The 21,167-nt window shown below is 39.4% G+C and carries 22 protein-coding genes; 15 read left to right on the top strand and 7 right to left on the bottom strand.

Annotated elements, in window-relative coordinates:
- Positions 1-299: 299 nt before the first annotated feature.
- Positions 300-521 (bottom strand): hypothetical protein, encoded by a 222-nt coding sequence (locus AVJ20_RS13410; RefSeq protein WP_078191424.1) that lies wholly within the window; start codon positions 519-521, stop codon positions 300-302.
- A 568-nt stretch (positions 522-1,089) separates the two neighbouring features.
- On the opposite strand from AVJ20_RS13410, the gene AVJ20_RS13405 reads away from it, so the two are divergent.
- The 4 genes from AVJ20_RS13405 (at position 1,090) to AVJ20_RS13390 (ending at position 5,527) form a co-directional block, all read left to right on the top strand.
- A complete protein-coding gene (locus tag AVJ20_RS13405; RefSeq protein WP_111885581.1) occupies positions 1,090-2,103 on the top strand; it encodes a CobW family GTP-binding protein in 1,014 nt (337 codons plus the stop codon).
- 65 nt (positions 2,104-2,168) lie between these two features.
- The gene (locus tag AVJ20_RS13400; RefSeq protein WP_111885568.1) at positions 2,169-2,699 is read left to right on the top strand and encodes a YaeQ family protein; all 531 of its coding nucleotides are present in this window, start codon (positions 2,169-2,171) and stop codon (positions 2,697-2,699) included.
- Between the two features lie 505 nt (positions 2,700-3,204).
- Positions 3,205-3,543, top strand: coding sequence for an FKBP-type peptidyl-prolyl cis-trans isomerase (locus AVJ20_RS13395; protein ID WP_078191421.1), 339 nt, complete (start codon positions 3,205-3,207; stop codon positions 3,541-3,543).
- A gap of 187 nt (positions 3,544-3,730) precedes the next feature.
- A complete protein-coding gene (locus AVJ20_RS13390; RefSeq protein ID WP_111885567.1) occupies positions 3,731-5,527 on the top strand; it encodes a diguanylate cyclase domain-containing protein in 1,797 nt (598 codons plus the stop codon).
- Positions 5,528-5,670: 143 nt separating this feature from the next.
- Here AVJ20_RS13390 and AVJ20_RS13385 read toward each other — a convergent pair whose 3' ends face one another.
- The gene (locus AVJ20_RS13385; RefSeq protein ID WP_078191420.1) at positions 5,671-6,117 is read right to left on the bottom strand and encodes a GNAT family N-acetyltransferase; all 447 of its coding nucleotides are present in this window, start codon (positions 6,115-6,117) and stop codon (positions 5,671-5,673) included.
- 435 nt (positions 6,118-6,552) lie between these two features.
- On the opposite strand from AVJ20_RS13385, the gene AVJ20_RS13380 reads away from it, so the two are divergent.
- A complete protein-coding gene (locus AVJ20_RS13380; RefSeq protein WP_111885566.1) occupies positions 6,553-7,041 on the top strand; it encodes a hypothetical protein in 489 nt (162 codons plus the stop codon).
- On the opposite strand, the gene AVJ20_RS13375 is transcribed toward AVJ20_RS13380, so the two are convergent.
- From AVJ20_RS13375 to AVJ20_RS13365, 3 genes are read right to left on the bottom strand one after another with little or no spacing between them, the layout of a single operon-like run.
- Positions 7,023-7,586, bottom strand: coding sequence for a TetR/AcrR family transcriptional regulator (locus AVJ20_RS13375; protein WP_111885565.1), 564 nt, complete (start codon positions 7,584-7,586; stop codon positions 7,023-7,025). The two genes, AVJ20_RS13380 and AVJ20_RS13375, sit on opposite strands and share 19 nt — an antisense overlap.
- A gap of 50 nt (positions 7,587-7,636) precedes the next feature.
- Positions 7,637-8,527, bottom strand: a complete 891-nt coding sequence (locus tag AVJ20_RS13370; RefSeq protein ID WP_111885564.1) for an alpha/beta fold hydrolase — start codon at positions 8,525-8,527, stop codon at positions 7,637-7,639.
- A 54-nt stretch (positions 8,528-8,581) separates the two neighbouring features.
- Positions 8,582-9,367, bottom strand: coding sequence for a crotonase/enoyl-CoA hydratase family protein (locus tag AVJ20_RS13365; RefSeq protein WP_111885563.1), 786 nt, complete (start codon positions 9,365-9,367; stop codon positions 8,582-8,584).
- Between the two features lie 222 nt (positions 9,368-9,589).
- Here AVJ20_RS13365 and pnuC point away from each other — a divergent pair, with 222 nt between their 5' ends.
- The 4 genes from pnuC to AVJ20_RS13350 all read left to right on the top strand — a co-directional run bounded on the left by pnuC (position 9,590) and on the right by AVJ20_RS13350 (position 11,794).
- Entirely contained in the window at positions 9,590-10,180 is a 591-nt protein-coding gene (pnuC, locus tag AVJ20_RS13360; protein ID WP_111885562.1) for a nicotinamide riboside transporter PnuC, read from the top strand.
- Positions 10,181-10,443: 263 nt separating this feature from the next.
- Positions 10,444-10,743 carry a hypothetical protein gene (locus tag AVJ20_RS13355; RefSeq protein ID WP_111885561.1) on the top strand — a complete coding sequence of 100 codons (300 nt, stop codon included), beginning with the start codon at positions 10,444-10,446 and terminating at the stop codon, positions 10,741-10,743.
- Between the two features lie 210 nt (positions 10,744-10,953).
- A complete protein-coding gene (locus tag AVJ20_RS18375; RefSeq protein ID WP_162689768.1) occupies positions 10,954-11,130 on the top strand; it encodes a hypothetical protein in 177 nt (58 codons plus the stop codon).
- Positions 11,131-11,296: 166 nt separating this feature from the next.
- Positions 11,297-11,794, top strand: a complete 498-nt coding sequence (locus AVJ20_RS13350; protein WP_078192225.1) for a DUF2505 family protein — start codon at positions 11,297-11,299, stop codon at positions 11,792-11,794.
- A 406-nt stretch (positions 11,795-12,200) separates the two neighbouring features.
- On the opposite strand, the gene AVJ20_RS13345 is transcribed toward AVJ20_RS13350, so the two are convergent.
- Complete coding sequence (locus AVJ20_RS13345) at positions 12,201-13,481, bottom strand: MFS transporter (protein ID WP_111885560.1); 1,281 nt, start codon at positions 13,479-13,481, stop codon at positions 12,201-12,203.
- 378 nt (positions 13,482-13,859) lie between these two features.
- Here AVJ20_RS13345 and def point away from each other — a divergent pair, with 378 nt between their 5' ends.
- The 6 genes from def to AVJ20_RS13315 all read left to right on the top strand — a co-directional run bounded on the left by def (position 13,860) and on the right by AVJ20_RS13315 (position 19,227).
- Entirely contained in the window at positions 13,860-14,342 is a 483-nt protein-coding gene (gene def, locus AVJ20_RS13340) for a peptide deformylase (protein WP_111885559.1), read from the top strand.
- A 188-nt stretch (positions 14,343-14,530) separates the two neighbouring features.
- Positions 14,531-15,742, top strand: coding sequence for a GGDEF domain-containing protein (locus tag AVJ20_RS13335; RefSeq protein WP_111885558.1), 1,212 nt, complete (start codon positions 14,531-14,533; stop codon positions 15,740-15,742).
- 17 nt (positions 15,743-15,759) lie between these two features.
- Entirely contained in the window at positions 15,760-16,212 is a 453-nt protein-coding gene (locus AVJ20_RS13330) for a hypothetical protein (protein ID WP_111885557.1), read from the top strand.
- Positions 16,213-16,276: 64 nt separating this feature from the next.
- Positions 16,277-17,554, top strand: a complete 1,278-nt coding sequence (locus AVJ20_RS13325) for a glutaminase (RefSeq protein WP_111885556.1) — start codon at positions 16,277-16,279, stop codon at positions 17,552-17,554.
- Between the two features lie 90 nt (positions 17,555-17,644).
- Complete coding sequence (locus AVJ20_RS13320; protein ID WP_111885555.1) at positions 17,645-18,682, top strand: molecular chaperone DnaJ; 1,038 nt, start codon at positions 17,645-17,647, stop codon at positions 18,680-18,682.
- A 170-nt stretch (positions 18,683-18,852) separates the two neighbouring features.
- Positions 18,853-19,227: an endonuclease domain-containing protein gene (locus AVJ20_RS13315; protein ID WP_111885554.1), complete on the top strand. Its 375-nt coding sequence runs from the start codon at positions 18,853-18,855 to the stop codon at positions 19,225-19,227.
- 100 nt (positions 19,228-19,327) lie between these two features.
- On the opposite strand, the gene AVJ20_RS13310 is transcribed toward AVJ20_RS13315, so the two are convergent.
- Positions 19,328-21,167, bottom strand: a 1,840-nt coding sequence (locus tag AVJ20_RS13310) for an ATP-dependent nuclease (protein ID WP_111885553.1), incomplete at its 5' end; no start/stop codon positions are given.

Genomic DNA, 21,167 nt, shown 5'->3' with positions numbered 1-21,167 from the left:
AAGCTAGGCTTTCAACAAGCTAGGCATAAGTCGAAACGATGAATCGAATTGTCGTGTTTTTTGCAGGGTTTTATTTTAAGTGAATGATATATATTTATTTATATGAAAATCATCAATCATTTTGAATGATTTATCGATCATTAAAATCTATCAATCAGTGGCTTTGAGCATAAAAAAGCCGAACCATTTTTCAATGATCCGGCGACTTTAATTCATTTAGCACAACATTTTATTAGTGAGGGATAAATGTTGAGCAGCAGACTAAATGAATTTAGCGTGTGGAGTACGCTATTCGTCTATTACTGAGCAGGTTGAGCTGGTGCAGAACCTTCAGCATTTGCTTCTGAAGCAGGTTGAGCAGCAGTACCTTCAGCAGCAGTTGTTTCAGTCGCTGGCTGTTCTTGAGTGCTAACCACTACTTTTTCTTGTTCAGGCGCTTCTTGTTTATCTTTGCTCGCAGCAAAACTTGTTGCAGCTGCAGCAGCTAGAGTAGAAGCAAGTAAAATTTGAGTTAATTTCATTTTGAGCATCCTTATATATTTTAGTAAGTCCTGAAAAGATCATCACGTCCATCAGGAGAGAACTCATGCTAAATCGAGAAAACCGAGTGATCAATGCGAGCAACAAAGTGAAACAGACTGGTTAACTGGATGAATACATAACCTTCCATCCTGTGTTTTAAATGTAAAAAAATATCGGAATCTTCATTTAACTTTGCAAGAAAAAATGACCAAATCGACTTCATGATTCATTCATTGTTTACATGATGATTACATCGATGTCGTAAATAAGCAGAATCCAGAAATTTCACTAAAATCCAAATGTAAGGATTCTTTTCGAGATAACCATTTTTTAAAATATAAGAGTTAACTTTGCCAATAAAGTGTGACCAGATATGTCATGCATTCATGCAAATGGAATAAACAGGCTGTTTAACAGCCAGATTATCATTCAATGCCTCGGATACTAGGCTGATCTATGCTTTAGGAAAATGAAGACGGAGAAATGAAGACTAGGCTTGCAGCATTTTTTTGAAATCATTATGGTAAAGGCCATCAATCATTGGCTATTTATTTGAGTGATTCACTTTTGAAATTAGTTTCTACCCACGGTGCGATTCCTGTTCATATTATTTCTGGCTTTTTAGGTGCGGGTAAAACCACAGTTTTACAGCAGCTATTAAAGCAAAAGCCAGCGGGTGAAACTTGGGCCGTACTGATGAATGAGTTTGGGCAAATTGGGGTCGATCAACAGATGTTGCCGCAAGATCAAGGTTTTGCGGTGAAGGAACTATTGGGTGGTTGTCTATGTTGTAGCAGCCAACTGCCGATGCAAATTGCGTTGTCACGATTATTGTCAGAGGTGAAACCCGACCGACTGTTTATTGAGCCGACAGGTTTGGGGCATCCAGGACAACTATTGGAGCAATTGACCGAGCCACATTGGCATCCGCATTTAGCCATGCGAGCATTGGTGACCGTGGTCGATGGCTCACGCTTACACGATCAAGATTGGACGTCGCAAAACCTGTATGCCGATCAACTCAAAGTGGCACAAATCGTTGTGGTATCGCATGTTGATTGTATGAGTGATGCCGATCAAGCTGGTTTGGAACGACTCAAACAAGCGTATTTACCGTATCAGCAGCAATGGATCAATGTTGTCAAAGGTGATTTAAAACTGACAAATATTGATCTTGCCTATATGGGAAGTCCGCGTAAAATTCAGCCCTTATTGGCGATACAAAAGCAAACGCTGGTCGATGTACCCACAGAAATTAAACAGTTGCCTTATCATTATGTTGAATCCGCTCAGGGTTATAGTGTCGCAGGTTGGAAACTCCCAAAACGATGGACCTTCGATTTTTTTGAGCTGTTAGATTTACTCTGTGAGCAGCAAGATTGGCTACGGATCAAAGGTATTTTTCAGACCGACCAAGGGTGGAAAACCTTTAACTTTAATCCCGATCAGTTTAATTATCAGTCGAGCGAGGAAAGTATCGATAATCGTGTCGAAATTATTTACCAAACTGAACGTGAATGGCTCGAATTTGAAGATCGTTTAATGCAGTGTCGTATCGATGCCGAGAAAGCTGCGAAATAAGTAAATCAACGCAGCAAAAGCTTGCTAAATCTTATATGCTAGGCGCCAAATTTGAGGACTTTACCATGGCGCTAAAAGCTACAATTTATAAAGCAGATTTGAACATTGCCAATATGGATGTACACCAATATGGTGATTATCAATTGACAATGGCTTTGCATCCTTCTGAAACGATTGAACGTTTGATGGTACGTGTCTTGGCATATGCACGCTATGCAGATGAAGCATTAGAATTTACCAAAGATCTTTTCGAAACAGACGAACCAGCGCTGTGGGAAAAAGATTTAACAGGTCAATTGGTGAAATGGATTGAAGTCGGTTGCCCTGACGAAGACAAAGTCAAAAAAGCCAGTGCTCGTTGCCCACAAGTTGCTGTGATTACATATGGTTCTTCAGTAGACGAATGGTATAAACGCAACAGCAAACTGAAAACATTGAAGAATGTTGAAATTTGGCAATTATCTGAAGCGAGTACAGTTGCCATTCAAGAGTTATGCGAACGAACCATGTCTTTACAATTAAACGTAATGGACGGCGAATGGACTTTGATTGGTGATAAAGCTCAAGCGGTGATTGAATGGACACAATTGCAATAAGCGCATGATTTGATTTAACTCATGATGATGGATGCGAGTTTAGGCTTGCATCCTTGTTGCTATAACTATTTTTCAGCTAATACAATTCTGTTAATTTAACTGTCGATTTAAAACTCAGTTGACCTAAAACCAAAATAAAAATTTAATTCGGGAAAATTTCTAGCCCCCCATTTATGTAATGCTCATGGATGAATCCTCTTTATTATCTTTGTAAATAGCGTTGTTTATAGCGCTTAAACTTCTTCATTCAATGAACGTTCAAACTTTTAGAGCGCTTTAAATTTTTTATTCGTTTCTTCCCATTGCATCTTAGTGATAACGGAATACTCCTAAATGTTTCAAGACATGTGAGCTTTACTAGTAAATGTTTATTTGCATACTGATCTAAATCATTGTGTTCTCAACTTTGAGTCGGTAAGTTCTAACGCATTCAAGGGCATCATGTTCAGACTGATTCTGTTTATAATAGTGCTTTATTTAGATTGCGGCATTTGAGGTTGAGAACATGAGCACGGAATTAGAAATTATTGACTTAGTGGTAGGTGAAGGTAAAGAAGCGGTTAAAGGCGCTTTGATTACAACACACTATACAGGCTGGTTAGAAGACGGTACAAAATTTGATTCATCACTGGATCGTGGTAATTATTTTGAAACAGTGATTGGTACTGGCCGTGTAATTAAAGGATGGGATCAGGGCATCATGGGGATGAAAGTCGGTGGTAAACGTAAGTTAATCGTGCCATCACATTTGGCTTATGGTGAACGTAAAATGGGTAATGTAATTCCTGCCAATTCAAATCTTATTTTTGAGATTGAATTGTATGATGTAAAAACTCGCGATTAATACAGTGACTGTTTTAGATCAGTGACATGGAAGTTATTGATCAATTTGATAAAATAGTAGTTGTTATTTTTGTCTTTTACCTTAGATTAGAATAATTGCTCGAGTATAAACGCAGGAATCAAAGCCGTTGTCTTTACAGTTGCCTTGCACCAGATTGTTCTGGGTTCTTACCTTTATTATTTTTACATTGGCATTCACTGTATCGACTGCTCAAGCACAGTATGAAACTGCTCCTAAATCGTTTTATTTAAAACATCAAAACGAAGTTAACCAAATCTACTTCACGGAAGACACCAGTAGCCTCTTACAAGGCAAATGGTTGTTTTATCCAAATCAATTTTTAACGTCTCCGAGTTCAGTTCTAGTCGGTCAAACGGTCTATCTGCCTGCTTCATTTAAAGATATTACAGGGGACAGTAAAGGTTTTGGGACATACACTGGGCATTTCCAAATTCCCAAACAATTTATTGGCCGACGTATCGCGGTATTGATTCCAAATCAGTACGGTGCATATCGGGTATTTTTAAATGGTGATGTGATCGTTCGTTTGGGAGAAGTTGGGCGTACTGAAGCAGAACAAAAAACGGAGAATGCGCCGCGAATTGCCTATTTTGTGGCACAAGATGAATATTTCACTTTAACCATTCAGGCTTCAAGTTTTAACAGTATGCATGGCGGGTTTGAAAACCCAATGCGTATTGGTATCGCCAAGACAGTAAACCGCCAATTCCAACAACAAATGATGAGTATTGGAATGGTGTCTGGCGCCGTCTTGGGTGTGGGACTATTTACGATCCTATTTTCTGTTTTCCGAGGTTTACGCGGTCGCAATAGCCGAAGTAATTTGGTGTTTGGCTTATTTATTGTCTTTTTAGCACTCCATAATTTATTTTCAGCCCCTTATGCCTATACAACTTTTACCGATATTAATTGGTTGTGGGGCACGCGATTAGAATACTTATTTACCTATTTGGCATCGATTTTCTTTTTAAGTTATATCCACTTGCTCAGTCGTCGCTATTTATTTACCTTAAATTATCAGATCGCGATGTTGCTATTGTCTTTGAATATTTCAGTGACTTTTGTTTCGACGCCTGAGATTTTTCAGCCTTTGGCAACCTACAGCTTTGCCTATGTGATCGTTGTTCTGAGTAATTTTGCTTATGGTTTTTACGTAACACTGAAAAAGAAAGAACCGTATTCAAAATTAAATTTAATCGCGGTTATTTTCCTATGCATTACTTTTTTAAACGACTTTTTGCTGATGATGAATTTGATTGATTCCGTCAATTTATCGTTCATTTCAACCAGTTTGTATGCCTTGTTGATCATGTTTCAGCAATCGCACCATTATGCACAGCAGTCGATGCATACCGAGCAGTTAAATAATAGTCTGCTTGAGCTAAACAGTTCACTCGATCAGAAAGTCAAAGAGCGCACCTTACAGCTCCATGAGCTGAATAAAAAATTAGAGCTACAAATTCGTATTGATGCCTTAACGGGGGCATTCAACCGTCGTGCTTTGAATGCCGAAATTCAACGTTTATATTCAGAAGTCCGTTTTCATAGTCATCGAACATTGGTCTTTGCCATGCTAGATGTTGATTATTTTAAAAATTATAATGACCACTATGGGCATCTCAAAGGCGATGAGGTGTTACAGCAGATCGTGAAAACCATGCAAAATACCCTGCCAAGTTCAGCCTATGTGGCTCGCTACGGTGGAGAGGAGTTTGCCATATTGATGCATGATGTTCCGTATGCGATTGCCCAAGAGCAATTACAATTGGTACTCGAAGCCATGCGTAATGAAAAGCTTGAACATGTTAATCGGGGTGATGACAAAAATTACGTCACACTGAGTTTGGGCATGGCATGGATGGATAAGCAAAACGATTTCGACAGTATCGAAGCCTTAATGAAGCATGCAGACCATTATTTATATATGGCCAAACAGGCAGGACGCGATCAACTTAAGCCATGATACCTAGTTATAAACGGTGAAAACTTTGCGGTGCTATCGCTAGTATCCTTTGCCAATACTTATTTAGATTGATCTCTTTTTAAATTCACCTATCATAATCATCCTATTTGAAAATCTATCTTTTTATGAGGTTTGCCTCTCTACTAACAGAGCTGTTTGACCAATTTGAGCGGAACATCGGCAGGCTCAAAATCCTGATGTGCGACAAAGCCATATTTTTGGTAAAAGGCGAGTGCCGTATGAGTACTTTCTAGACTGATCTCGGTAATATTCTTTTTCCGGACGCAGTGCATCATGTTTAACAATAATGCCTTACCAATGCCTTGGTACTGACGTTCAGGGCAAATATAGTTCAGTAAAATTTGTCCCTGATCACTGACTAAAATAAAGCCGACCACTCGATTGTCACTGACGTAGACCCAACTATCGTTGTAAAGCATCCACATTAAGATATTTGATTGATTTGCCTCCTCAAGCCAAGTTTGAATCACACTTTCATTACGTTGATGGTCCTGGATACATGAACGAATGCTGTTGTGAATCACGTGAATAATTTCGGGTATATCCTGAATTTGTGCTTCGCGTATCATAATTTTTTCTTTTTATAGAAAACTCCAACAGCCTGTCATTTCAGAAGATATCGCCTTGTGCTTAAAGAGGCTTCTTGTTGCGTTTTATGTTTTTTTGCAGCCATTGCGCCGTTGGGTTGGGTTTTTATTTCAAAATTGTTGCAAAATTTACAAATGTATATTTATAAATTAATCGTTAAATACGGATAAATAACCACATAAATGCATCTAACTATACTGTTTTTAAAGTTATAATAGATTTTTTAGAAATGTATACATACTCAATGATTTCAGCAGGTGTAATAGTTTGAAATAAATCAGCAAAGAAAATAGGCAAGATTTCAGCATTAAAATAATTTTGTATGAATTTTAAACGTTATTGTGCGTTATATTAGTCCATAAAAATATTCGGTGATTCAAGATGTGCATGCGCGTCATCGGCAGTAGGTTGTGATTATGGTTAATTTTCTCATTGTGATGTGTATTCTGATTGCGTTGTCTGCAGCAGGAATTGTGGTCAAAAAAATAATAAAAACAGAAAAATATCGTCAAAAATATACGCGTTACCAAGCACCAAAAAAATCGAACAGTATCTCTCTAGCATCAAATGATGATGCTATACGCCAAGTCGATCAGGTGATTGAAGTAGATGAATATGAACAGCAACTTTTTGATGATATCGCGGAAATTTTCTTTCAACAACAATACAAACTAGATTCGCTACAGGCAGCCGAACAGTTACAAGAAGTTTTTTTACGTCGCATGCCAGTCAATTGTAAAACTCAAATTCGCCAATTAGATCTGAATGAATGGTCGATTTATTGGAGTTTTTACAATCAATCGCTCGAGTATTATTTAGGCCGATACGGTGAGTTTTATACACATGTCGACCGTTTTGGCGAAGAACATAAAATTGAATATCGCTATCAAGACTCCGCAAGTTGAAGCAAAATGCGATCTTGGACTAAATCGAGATAACTCAAATCATCGGTTATTCGGGCCATTAAAATCGCGCCTTCATAATCCGCCAAGCTGACTTTGGCAAGTTGAGCGGCATGTTCGATGCTCATGCATCGCTGAAAAAACACTTCAAAGGCCAGTTGCCACTCCTGAAAGATGGACTGTAATTTTGCAAAAATCTCGGTAGGCAAATGTTGACGTTCCATACTTAATATCCCGACTAAACAACCTAATCCACCTTGGCTAAAAAACTGGATGGCCAGTTGATGGATGTGCGGGTAAGTCTGTTGAGGTGAGGTAGTAGTTTGCTGTAATTGCTGAAAAATACTGTGCTGTAACTTTACATGCGTCAGGTTTAAAATTTCCATCAGTAAAGCGTCTTTATTCGGATAGTCGTAATAAAAAGCAGCTTTTGAAAGTCCACAGGCTTCAGCCAATTTCCCCATGCTGCAGCCCATATAGCCATAGCGTTTAAAGGAGTGTGCTGACTGTAGCAATAGGTGTTCTGAGGTGTTTTTCCGTGGACGCATGTATCTCTCTATCCGAATAAATCAATGTGATGTGTATGAAATAAATCGGTCTAGGCGACTAATAGTTCGTCAAACCTTCCAATGACTTCCTGCCATAAGGGTTCAGCACCTTTGCGGAAATATCCCATATGACCAATATGTTTTAGACCATAATCTTGCGCTTCAATATTGATATATTGCATTGATGCTTGCGCATAATGTTGCATAAAAGCATGTCGTGAATTGGGTAATGCCCAGTCATCATCGAGTGCAGCGACCGCATAAATCGGCATTTGAACTGCAGCATATTGTTGAGATAGCTCACTCAGCTCAGGGTCGGCAAAGAAATAGGTTGGGTTTTTACACCAACGACGCCATTGCTTATAGACATCGACAGGGAGGTCAGCGCCCATATTGAGTTTGCTCCAAGGCAAATACCCTTTGACGGCAACCATCGGCGGAAAAACGATATTCCACATCACATGAACCTTCATTTTTTCCTTAAATGGCATATAGCCATGCCAGCCTGCGCCCGTGCCAAAACAATACATGGCACGAATCTGATCATGATTTGAGGTGAGGCCTAGTGCTTGACCGCCATAGGAGTGTCCCACTAGAAAAGTTTGCAGGCCGTGTTGTTGCATATAAGCTATGGCACCAGAAAGGTCATAACGTCCCCAGTCAAGATAAGACATCTTAAAGCCTTTAAGTTTTGACGGTGCAGAACGTCCTATACCACGATAATCAAAAGTCAGTACTTGATAACCGAGTCCTGCGGCATACTCGGCAAAACGACGGTAAAATTGTTGAGGTACACCTGTCGCACTTGAAATAATAATATTGGCCTTAGAGGCAGTATTAGGCCGATATTCAACGCCTGAAAGCGTATAACCATCGGTTGCAGGGAAACTCACGGGTGTAATACGTATTTCTTGCGTTGCTTGTTCTAAATCCGTTGGCATAATTTTTCTCTGGATGGGCAGGACGGAAAGGGTTTACTCAGTTTAAATAAAGGCTTACTTGCCCTGAAAATTGGCTGGGCGACGTTGTAGCATGGCCATCACACCTTCTTGTACATCTTGTGTTTTTAGTAATGGTTGTAAGTGCTGATCCAATTGAGCAAATGCAGCATCGGCTCCCAAATGCACCCCTTGCTGTGCTGCAGCGAGTGTTGCCTGAACTGCCAATGGTGCAGCCTGTGCAATCTGTTCTGCAAGTTCAATTGCACGAGATAAGGGCGCTTGCTCAGAGATTTCAGTCACCAAGTTCATGTCATATGCCGTTTGCGCATTGAAACGTTCACCTGTGAGTAAATAGCGCATGGCTTTATTCCAACCCGCTGCTTGCACAAAGCGAACTGTTGCACCACCAAAAGGAAGAATGCCACGTTGCACTTCCATTTGAGCGAACTCTGTCTGACGCTGTGCGATCACGACATCGGCATTCAGCATGAGTTCAATACCCGCTGTAAAACAGAACCCTTGTACCGCGACCACAACTGGTTTTTTTCGTTGTCGTGAGTTGGTTCCCCACGGATTAATTTGCTGATCAGGAAAATTAAATAGTCCACTGCCAAGTTTGGGTTGTAGTTCGACCAGATCTAGACCCGCAGTAAAATGATCGCCATGAGCAAAAATCACCGCACAGCGTAAATTTAGATCATCTTCATATTCAGTGAGCGCCAGTGAAAGGTCATGAATTAAATGACTGTCAAACGCATTTCGTTTATCTGCACGGTCCAAACCGATCAAATAAAGATGACCACGGATTTCTCGACTTACACGACCTTGTTGTTCTGACATTTTAATAATTCCTTCTGATTATTCTTTAGGCATAGATAGGTTTTTAAACGATTGTTAGAAAACTGTCAAAACTGATGCGTTCAAAACATCAAAATCATCGTCTGGTGGATGAGTGGTTTGATTTAAAATTTACAGAGTTGATATGAAATAGTGTGGGATATAGCTTGCCTTTGGGCTGATTTTTTCCATAATAGCTGCAGCTTTTTTAAGGCCCAATCAACCATGTCGAACTTAGAAATATTTGCAGTCATTATTAGCTTAATCGGGGTGACTTTAACCATAAAGCGAAATATGTGGTGTTGGTGGTTTAACTTTGCAGCTTTTTTGCTGTATGCCTACTTGTTTTATACCTACAAACTTTATGGCGAAACCATTTTGCAGTTTTTCTTTGTGGTGGTGAACTTCTACGGTTTTTATCACTGGTTGAAGGGCAAACAACAAGATCATGACATCCGTATTGAACCGATTGCGACCAAAATTGTGATCTTTCAAATGCTCTTAGCTGCGGTGGGCGGTTTGATTTTTGGTTTAAGCCTGCACTATTTTACCGATGCAGCCGTACCAATTTTGGATGCACAATTGGCCGCGTTTAGCTTACTCGCAACGTATTGGACCAGCCGGAAACATATTGCTACTTGGGTGCTTTGGGTATTTGTCGATATTATCTATGTGGGTATGTTTATATACAAAGACCTGTATCTCACTGCGGCGTTGTATGCAGGTTTTGTGGGCTTGGCGGCATTTGGTTGGTGGCAATGGACACAAGTCAAAAATAAACAGCAGCAACAGGCGATGAAAGCTTTATCCATTTAGCCCACAGATGTTTTTTTCATTCCCAATTTGACAATTTATAAAAATATATTTACTTATGTAACCATAAAGGGCATTTCATAATCGGGCTTCACCCCGATGAGAAGTGCCTTTTTTATGCCTTAAGAAATGTGGCTGTGTTCATTTGAGTCTAAGACATGTCATAAAATCCTCTGTGAATTTATCAGCAAAATTGGGTGTCTGCGAAGCTTGATTTTAATAGCCGATGATCCGATCCCGATGAATAAGTAAAGAGCATGCATGTCATGATTATCGACTTTCAACATGAGCAGCAACTGCGTTTTGACCGACAAGCTGCATTTCTACTGCAGCAAAAGGCGAGCTTTTTTCAGTTTGAGCAAATTGCTGATGTGTATAACGCTGAATGGCTCAACGCATTTCCACAAGGGACGCAATGTAGCATCAGCGGTTTGGATGATGGTGCAGATGAATACGGCATCCAAATCAGTTATAAACACCAAAGTTTCTTGATCGATTATTCACAACCGATCAAATTGGTACACCGTGATCGAGATGGTGTGGTGCATAGCATGCGGTTAAAATAACTAAAATTTTTAAAATCAGCTCTATAAAGATTCGTTTTATAAAGATAAAAATAAGCGCAGGAAGAAATGAAAAGATATGGAATGTTATAAAAAAATGACGCAACTTGATCCCAAAAGATTCAACATTTAAAATTTTTAATCAGCTATGTTTCAAACTTTTTCATGATTATGGCTCGCACTGCACGTCTTTTGAACCAAGCGCTTTGATACATGCAAAACCAATGCAACAGCTTCCTGAACAAGCCAGCTTTTATTTTTAGCCTCGACTTTGGTCATTGGTACGCAAAGTTGTCCTATGCAGGGATGTATTTAAAAATTGATGCGGGCTGGGAATTTCAGCTCGAGTTTAAAGATCAGCATGGGCAAATCTATCAAAAAGTCCTTTAAGCCAGAGTCCCTATGAATTTCAGTATGGCAATTCTGTTTTTCTAGCTTGGTTTCAGGTCAATGACAGCCACAGCGCTTTCCGATTTAATCCAAAGCACAGTTTTAGCAACTGTAGACTGGGCGAAATAAAACAATAAAACCAATATTGACCTGAAGGATTACGAGAATGGCACATCAATTTACCGTCAATGCCACAATTCATGGCGTTTCACTGGAAGATTTTAAACGACTAGCCGCAGATATCAGCTTGCATGAAGCGGTGTGCAAACGCATACCGGGTGAAAATCTAGAAATTTTAGAATCAAAAAAAACAGGTGATATGTATACCTTAAAACGTGCCTATAACTTGGATGTAAATATTCCAGATATTGCCAAGAAGTTTTTAAAAGATGCGTTTCGTCTGAAACGTACGGATATTAGTAATTTGGCGGCATTAACCTCTGACGTCAAACTAGATCCGAACCTACCGCTCGAAGCCAGTTGTAAACGAAGTGTCAGTGGTGATGCAACACAAGTGAGTTTCAATTTGGATTGGACGGTGAAAGTCAAAGTTCCACTGATTGGTGGATTACTTGAAAAACATGCAGAAGGTGAAATTCGTCGTTTTAGTCAGCTTGAGATTGAAATTGTAGAAGATGAATTGCGTAAAAATTTAAAAGCCTGAATTGATTTGAAAGAGATTTAAAAAAAGCGGTCATTGACCGCTTTTTTTAGGGACTGATGTTACGCACGTAAAAGTAATTTCACAATTTTTAAATGATATTTAAGTCTATTCGACGGGGTCTTACATCTATGGATTGAATAAAGGGATTAGCCTTCGGCTGGAGGTACTCTTACGAAACAATGTTTCTCATTAGGCAAAATGAGAAGCGAAGCTTCGTAAGGAAACCATCTTGCGGAGCAATGCTCCTCACCGCAAAACTCGTTCACTAGCGTCAAATTTTTCAAAGTATTGCAAAAACAATTTTGATTAAAAGTAGTCCTGTCTCAAACACTTGCGGATGACCTTAGCGCGTATCGTTCATTTATTTGAATCAAATTGCGCTGCTGATGTTACTTCGTAACATCAGTTAGCGAGATGTTTTTTCAAAACGTTGACGATAAAGCATCGCAGTAAAGAAGGTCACCAAACAGACAGTCCATATATAATACATGGCGCCAATGTTGCTGTATAAACTCAACCATTGAACCAATGGCAAGGTGATACCACCCGCGATGGCATAAGCCAAATTGTATGAAAATGAAATGCCCGAGAAACGAATCTGTGCAGGGAACATTTTCACCATACTATAAGACACCATGCCGACCGTACCTGATGCCAAACCGAGCAGCATATAGAGCGTAAACACGGTCGATGCTGCCACATGGCCCAAGCTGTTATAGAACACGCCCGCGATTATCGCGACAAGGAGGGAACCGAACAGCATCACTTTGCCCGCACCGAAGCGATCTGCCAAAAGACCAGCCAAGATACAACCGACCATTTGCATCACAATAGCGGCACTTTGCATTTTAAAGGCATCTGCACGTTCAAAACCAAAGGTGCTCGTGAGTAGATTTGGCATCGCTAAAATCAATACAACAACGCAGCCAGTTAAGAACCATGTAAACAGCATACCAATCACAACGCCTGTTTTGTGCTGTTGCAGCACTTGTTTCACTGGAAGTTCTTTAGCCAATTGTTTCTTTTCTTGCATGGCTTTAAATACAGGCGTTTCTTTTAAATAACTGCGGAGATAGAGCGCAATAAAACCAAAGATCCCGCCTAAAATAAATGGAATCCGCCATGCCCAATCATGGATTTCTGACTCTGTAAATTGTAATGAAATAAACAAAGACATCAGTGCGCCCAATAAGATACCCAAAGATAAGCCAGCAGTGAGTAGGCCGTTGGCGATACCAATTTTTTGCTCAGGCACATGCTCTGAAACAAAAGTCCATGCAGCAGGGATTTCACCACCAATCGCGATGCCTTGAATCACACGCATCAGTAGGAGCAAAAGTGGTGCTGCATAACCAATACTTTCAAAAGTCGGCATCACACCAATCATCAGTGTAGGCAGAGCCATGAGTAAAATAGACAAACTAAATAAACGCTTACGACCAATCAAATCGCCAAAATGCGCCATTACGACACCACCCAATGGGCGGAAAAAATATCCTGCTGCAAAAATACCGTAGGTATTCAACATCGCCCAAAATGGACTGAGGCCAGTGGGGAAAAACAGTTCCGAAATAATTTTGGCGTAAAACACATAAATGACAAAGTCATAAAACTCAAGTGCGCCACCGAGGGATGACAGTCCGAGGGTGCGTTTATCTTGACGAGTCAGGCGTGGCTGAGCTTCCATGCAAATATTTTCCAACAGCAAATAGCATTTGACGATTTTAGTGATTCAAATTTTTATTGAATAATCAAACTTTGTTGCCTTATTAAAAACTTATAGTTATGAAAATATTATTAATTAAGAACAAAATAATATAGATAAAGTGGTATTAACTAAAAGAATGATTGGTAATAGATAATGGCGTACCTTGATGTATAAATGATAAATATTAATGGTATAGGGTAGTATGATCTACTATTTTACTTTGTGCTCTATATAAACCACAAAAGATTCAAAGCCATAGCACGCTGTTGTTTTATACTCAGAACCGATAATAATGAATATTGCATGGTTGTTTTTTTAAAGTGATTTCAGCCCGCTAGACTTAAAAAGGATAAAAACATGAGTAATGTTGCTGCTGTTGCACAGCGTGGTGAAGCGATTTTGACGCTCACTGCCGCAGAGGTACAAGCATCTGAAATAGGTTCTGCATGGTTAACTGCACTAAGTGAAACACTGCATGCCACTATGCTTGAGCGTCAAGGCGTAGGCATTGCCGCGCCGCAAATTTATGTTTCAAAGCGGGTGATTATCGTGGCTTCACGTACAAATTTACGCTATCCCGATGCGCCTGAAATGGAGGCGATCGTGATGGTCAATCCAGTGATTACATCTCGATCTACGACCACGGTTTTGGGTGAAGAAGGCTGCTTAAGTGTGCCGAATGCACGAGGACAAGTCCCGAGAGCCGAGCAAATTCACGTGCGATATTTGACCCTTCAAGGTGAAGTCAAAGAGAAAACCCTGAATGGCTTTCCTGCACGGATCGTGCAACATGAGGTCGATCATCTGAACGGGATCTTATTCACCGAGCGTTTAGAATAATAAACCATGCTATTTCAAAATATAAAAATGACCAATTGAGCTAAAAAATAGCGGAAAAGTAATTTGAATAGTGGTGCAAGTGAAGTTTAAAGGCTTCAAATGTTGCACTTATAACTGTGAAATAGGCTTTCTTTTTGAAGCTAAAACCTTGTATAACTAGCGAAATAATAAAATAAAAAAGAAGATTAATGGGGAAAAATTGGGGCAATGCTGTCTGTACGAAATGGGGCGTACAATGGCGTAAGTTGAAGCATCTTTTATTTGAATCGGACTATCTCATCATCAATTGGTCTGACTATGATAAAGGGCGTTTACTTCTCATCTTTGGCATGCTGAGTCAAGTTAGCGTGTTGAAGTGGTGCATCATGAATTTTTATTATTCGACCAATCGGATTTGGTTTAATCCGAGTGAACTCAAGTTCAGGATCATCGTCGCTTGTATAGTCCTACTCAGTTATGGCGTATTGGCAGTACTCAGTCTTTATTTCAAAAAATATTTAAATTTTAGACTGTTTTTTAGCTATTTTGCGCCCGTCCTGTTTGGGATCGGCATGATCTATGGTGGCTATATGATCGGGATCTATAGTCCTGCCACTATGGCGGGGACGGTCAATCTGCTGATGGTCGGTTTGGTTTTTTATCGTCCTGCGATTATGCTCAGTATTACATTTCCGATCACACTGTTTATTGGCTACATTTGCTATCAAACTTCGATTGACTATCTAGAATATGCACCGATTTTCAGCCCGGCTTTAAAACAGAGTGAGTTTTACGACAATGCCTTTTGGCTGATGAGTATGGCGGAGTTGTATTTACCTATATTGATCGTCAGTGCAGTATTTTTTCAGATTTTGCTTTTACAGTGGCGACACCGTGAACAAAAGATGGAAGTCCTCAGCCGTGTCGATGGGCTGACCAATGTGTTTAACCGACGTTATGTTAGTCATGAACTTGATACACTCAGCAAACAGACACAGCCTGAATTTGCAGTGGTTTTACTTGATTTCGACCATTTTAAACTGATCAATGACCAATATGGACATGATGCAGGAGATGCCGTTTTACAACGTGTTGCTCAAATTTTAAATGACAATACTCGTGTACAAGATGTGGTTGGACGTTATGGCGGTGAAGAATTTATTTTAATTTTAAAAAATCAGAGTTTAGAGCAGGCGATAGAGGTCGCTGAACGCTGTCGATTGGCCATTTCTGAAGCTGAAACTATGATAGCCAACCATCAAATGTTGAAGATTAGTGCAAGTTTCGGTGCAGCAACTGCGATTGAGGGGACACCGTCTGCTGTGGTCACGCGTATGGCCGATCAAGCGCTGTACACGGCAAAGCAACAAGGTCGTAACCAAGTGCGTAGCTTTCGTGAGGTAAACTTTGCAGAAGATTAAAAACTTAAAAGATAGCGATGCAGCAATTACAATTTCAGCTCGGATTAGCGCAGCTCGACTTTCAGACCGAGCAACAGAATATTCATTTTGATCATGGCTTAGCGGCTTTGGTGCAAAAATGTGTCCGACATCAGCGCTTCGATGCTTTAGCGATTGAATATTTGATCTATGAAATTGAAGAAATTTTAGAACGAGTACAGCTTAATTATCAGACGCAGCGCTACGCTCAGTCGAATGATGCGATGCTGCATCTATTGGCGCAAACCTTTTTTGAACATGCGCCCCGCATTGACCGACAAAGCTTTGAACATGGCTTTAATGAAATGATTGAACATACCGAATATTATCAAAATCTATTTGGTGAGCAGGCAATCACTCAACTCAGTTATTTCGTCTTTATACGAGAAATGATGCACCATTTAAACCTACAGCACATACAAGTTTTAGCTCAGAATGCGTCTTCACCATAAGGACTTATACAGATGCAGCTCAATTTGTTATAAATAAAAAAGCGCACAACAAAAAATAACCTTTATGAAAACGCCTGTTCCAGATTATTTACAGCATGTCCTCAATGCCTGCGATGCCAATCAGCACGGAGCTTTGGCAGATTATATTCCTGAGTTAGCTAACGCCAATCCAAATAGACTGGCTTTGGCACTGTCTACCGTAGATGGCACAATTTATTCCACGGGTGATGACGAAGTCGAGTTCACCATTCAGTCGATGTCTAAACCTTTTGCTTATGCCTTAGCGATTCGTCATCTTGGTCTAGACAGCGTTTTACAAAAGGTCGGTGTCGAGCCATCGGGAGAGGCGTTTAATCAAATTGCACTCGATCCACAAAGCAATACCCCGAAAAACCCGATGATCAATTCGGGAGCAATCACCACACATTCACTTTTACCGCATGACGAGCACAGCACTCGAGCTGAAAAACTCCGTGAATTTTTAAGTGAACTGGCAGGGCGTGAGTTAAGTTTTGATGAAGCGGTTTACCAGTCTGAAGTGAAGACGGCTTTTCGAAATTTATCGATCGGTTACATGCTGCGCACAGTCGGTGTGCTTGAAGAAGACCCTGAAGATGTGGTGAATGGCTATATTCGTCAGTGTGCAATATTAGTGACGGTTAAAGATTTGGCAAAAATGGCCAGTGTGCTTGCCAATGGTGGCGTGCAAGCAGCCACAGGAAAACGGTTGCTGTCACGTTCGGTGGTGCGCCAAGTGTTGAGTGTGATGATGACTTGCGGCATGTATGATGCTGCGGGGGATTGGCTGACAACGGTCGGTATTCCTGCCAAAAGCGGTGTGGCCGGTGGCATTATGGGGGCTTTGCCGGGGCAGGTTGGGCTGGCTGTCTTTAGTCCGAAACTGGATACACATGGGAATAGTGTTCGAGGCGTCGAAATATTTGAACGACTGTCTAAGGACATGGGACTGCATGTCATGGAGGGAACACCTTCAGCGCAAACGATCGTCCAGAGTCGCTATACCTGCGGGATAGATCGTTCGGTGGTGGTGTATGAACTGCGCGGCGTATTGCAATTTACTGAGTCGGAAATGTTACTGCGGATCTTAGAGGATGAACCTGTTGCGAATAACCATATCGTTTTAGACCTGACCAATATTTCTTTGATACACGCTGTTGGTGTCCGAATGCTCTTTGAAGGCGTAGATCGTTTAATTGCGGATGGTCATCGCGTGGTAGTGATCGACTCAGAGCATCTCTTGGAACAACGTCGAAGTCATGCAGGACATGAGGTGGTTGTTCGGGAAGAGTTGAGTCAATATTTACAACGATTTGAGCGTTAATTGATAAAACGTCATTTTTGATTTAGGCAAAGTGCTCATAAGTTTAGTGCTTAGATCGGCTATAATTTTCTTTTTGCGTTAAATTTGCTTATGTCTTTTGAGTTAAAAGTCAGTTTACTCCCGAGTGCTGAAGCTTTATCCACACAGCATAAAAAGCTGAATAAACTGATTGAGCAAATCGAACAGCAAAAGCTGGATTTAGATCTTTGGCAAAATGCCAAAAGTGAGATTCAGAGTTATATTCAGTTAAAACTTGTGCCGATTTATCGTGATTTGCATGCGGTGTATTTTCGTCAGCTTGCACAGCTTTGGCAGCATCTACAGCAAGAAGACTTTGCCAAAGCAGATTTAGCACAGCTCGATGCCAAACTCACGAAATTGGCAAAGCAGCTGAAAAAATCCAACTATTTAAATACATCAGAACTTGAAAAAGTCGCAGAGGTCGATGCCTTTTATCAGCAGCATCATGCACACAATCAAAAGCCGAATAAAAAAGCCAAGTTGGCCCAAACTGAACAGAGCAAAGTAGAAGGTCAAGTTGATATAGAAAAAGAAACAGAACAATATGAGTCATATGAAGAGTGGGACAGCGAACAATATCAACGTGAGAAAGAAGATCATCAGCGGAAACGCTTAGCGCAAAAGCGTGAACAAGCTGAAAAGTTAGTAAACCAATCACTGAAAACCGTGTATTTAAAAATCACTGCCATGATTCATCCAGACCGTGAGCCTGATGAAGCTAAAAAAGCGGAAAAAACCGAGTTGCTACAAGTGGTGAACCAAGCTCATGAAGCACAGGATTTGTTTTATTTATTAAAGTTGCAATTACGGCTAGAAACCAATAAAGGCAAAAGCCCTAAAGCCTTAACCGATGAACATTTAAAGTTTTATAAAATGGCGCTTGAGGCACAAAGCCAACGCCTCGCCAATCAAATAGATGACATTACGGATAGCTTTCATTGGAGTGAAAAACCGAAGCCCAAAAATATGCAGGTGAAAGATGTGTATAAGGTGATTGATGGTGATGTTTCAGTGCTAAAAGAACAAGTGAAGTGGGAAAAAGAACGGCTGAAATATATGGAGAAGGTGAAGGGGCTGGAAGTGTTGTTGGAGAATGGGGTTTTATAAAAGCACCTCTCCCTAACCCTCTCCTAGGAGGAGAGGGGATTTCCATTATTGATTGAATTTTGGGTAAAATTTAGCTGTTATATTTTTTAAATTTGATAATTTAAATTAAGTGATGTCACAATGAATGTTCCCTCTCCCTATGGGAGAGGGCTAGGGAGAGGGAAATAAAAATTAAAATTGACCCTGCATTATTAGAATTCGCCAAATCCATGCGTCATACCGCCACTGATGCAGAAAATCTGATGTGGCAACTCATACGTGCCAAGCGTTTTATGAATCTTAAATTTCGCCGTCAGCATGTGATCAAACCTTATATTGTGGATTTTTACTGTCATGAAATTGGTTTAGTGATTGAGTTGGATGGTAGTCAGCATGGAATTGATGATGCTATTGAATATGATGCTGAGCGGACGAAATTTTTAGAGGCTTTAGGTTTAAAGGTGGTGCGGTATTGGAATCATGATGTGTTAGGTCGAACGGATGTGGTATTGGAGGATTTGTGGAAAGTGTGCTTTGAGCTTAAAAGCAAAAACACCTCTCCCTAACCCTCTCCTAAAAGGAGAGGGAATATTCATTACTAAACTCACGCAAGCATAAGATCAAATGATGCTCCCTCTCCCAATGGGAGAGGGTTGGGGAGAGGGTCTATGAAAAAATTTTATTCATAATTAGGCTTAACTCACAATGTTGAGTTTCTCTATAAGTTATTCGGGGGAGATAACTTATATTTGATTCTTCAATAATTTTTAAAGCATTTAGGGCTTTAGATGGTTTATCTTCACCTGAAGTGAGCTCAGGGTAATAAGCTTCAATTGCTCCTAAATTTAATACAAAATACCCTAAATCATATAACCGATTTATGAGTTGGATCTTTTCATCTAAATAGAAGGTTTCAGATAATTTTAAAGCTTCGCGGCGCTTGTTATTGGTTTCAAATTCAAAAAGCTCATCAATTTCTTGTAGTTCAATGTCTTCAATCTCTTCTTTATTTTTGACTTTATAGGCTAATTCTTTTAATCGAGTATATTTTTCTTGCCACGAACGTTTTTTGACATGCTCTGAAATCATCGAGCCTTTGATTCTACTTTCAATATCTTGTTTTTCACAAATCTGATCAAGTTTATTTAAGAGATTATTTCTTAAATCCTGAAGTTCAGAACTGTTTTCCCCTAGCTCTAGCTTATCAAATCCATCAATTAAAATATCTAAATCTAAGAGGGTAAATACCTCTATATCAAAATGTTTATAGAAATCATAAAACCTTTTTGTGTTCATTTTCCCATTTATTCTAATGATTGGAATATTTGTTTTTTCGAAACAATAAGATTCATTAATGAATTTTGATAATCCTTTCAAAAATATCAAATCTGAATCACCTTCTACTAAAAGAACCTTTTTAGAAAAAAAAGCTGGCGTGCTGTTTTCATAACATATAATTTGGAAGGCATCCTTATAAGAACCATTTTGAACAAAATTAATTTCTTTTGCTTTAGAACTAGGAGGTGTACAAGAAAAGTCTTTATAAATTTTAATAAAACATGTTTCTTTAGCCGTAGCAGAAAAAAAGTTTGGGGAATGTGTTGTGACGAATACTTGATCTTTTAAGGATAATTTTTCAAGAACGTTATAGAGGATTCTCTGACCATTAGGATGGAGGTACAATTCCGGTTCTTCAAAAAGAAAAATGTAGTCTGTGTTTTGGTTATCAGAATTAAGCTTTTCAACATAAGTTCTAAGTATAGAAAACACTAGAGTACGTTTAACACCATCGCCTTTATAATCAATAGTAGTTTTTATACCATCATCTATTAAAATTTGAGTGCTATTAAAAATTTGTTTTACTTCTGGATTGGGAATCTCTAGCTCTAATTTAATTTGTGAAAAGCTTTCTTGAAAAACCTTTTCTATTTCAGCTTCTAATAATTTAAGGCTAGGTAATCGTTCGTCAAGAGTACTTTCAGTGCCATCCTCATCTTTGATAAGCTGGCGATTTAGCATTTTATTGAGCTTTTCAAAAGAGTTTTTGATGTCTAGAAATTCAGGAGATTGTTCAATTTGTTTGAATAAAATTTTTATTAATTTACCAAAGCTTGTACTTTCTTTAGTTTTTGTTTCATCACTAAAATCTTTTACAGCTGGAATATAAATAGGTTCAGGAAACATTGGTGTAACTGTGTTACTGAATCCAGTTGGTAAATTTTCCCAACCATACTGGAATTTATCCTCGGGTAGATTTTCAATTAGCTCTTCAATTTTTTCTCTTGCACCTGTTTGCGTGGAAATTGAACTAGCTATATCTGGTGGTAATTGGTACGTATCTCTCATCAAGGCTTTTATTTCTGCTGATTTTTTGCCTTTAAGTTCATTAGTTATCCAGTTAGCATTATAAATTGTATCGATAGGTATTTTTTTGTAGCAAAGTAAATCACTTGTGAAATCTAGTTTATATTTCCTACGAAAGCTGATTGTATTATTTTTAATAATA

The sequence above is a fragment of the Acinetobacter sp. CFCC 11171 genome, from assembly GCF_003268405.1.
In the GTDB taxonomy this organism is placed as follows: Bacteria; Pseudomonadota; Gammaproteobacteria; order Pseudomonadales; family Moraxellaceae; genus Acinetobacter; species Acinetobacter amyesii.
This window is presented reverse-complemented; position numbering and strand designations above follow the sequence as displayed.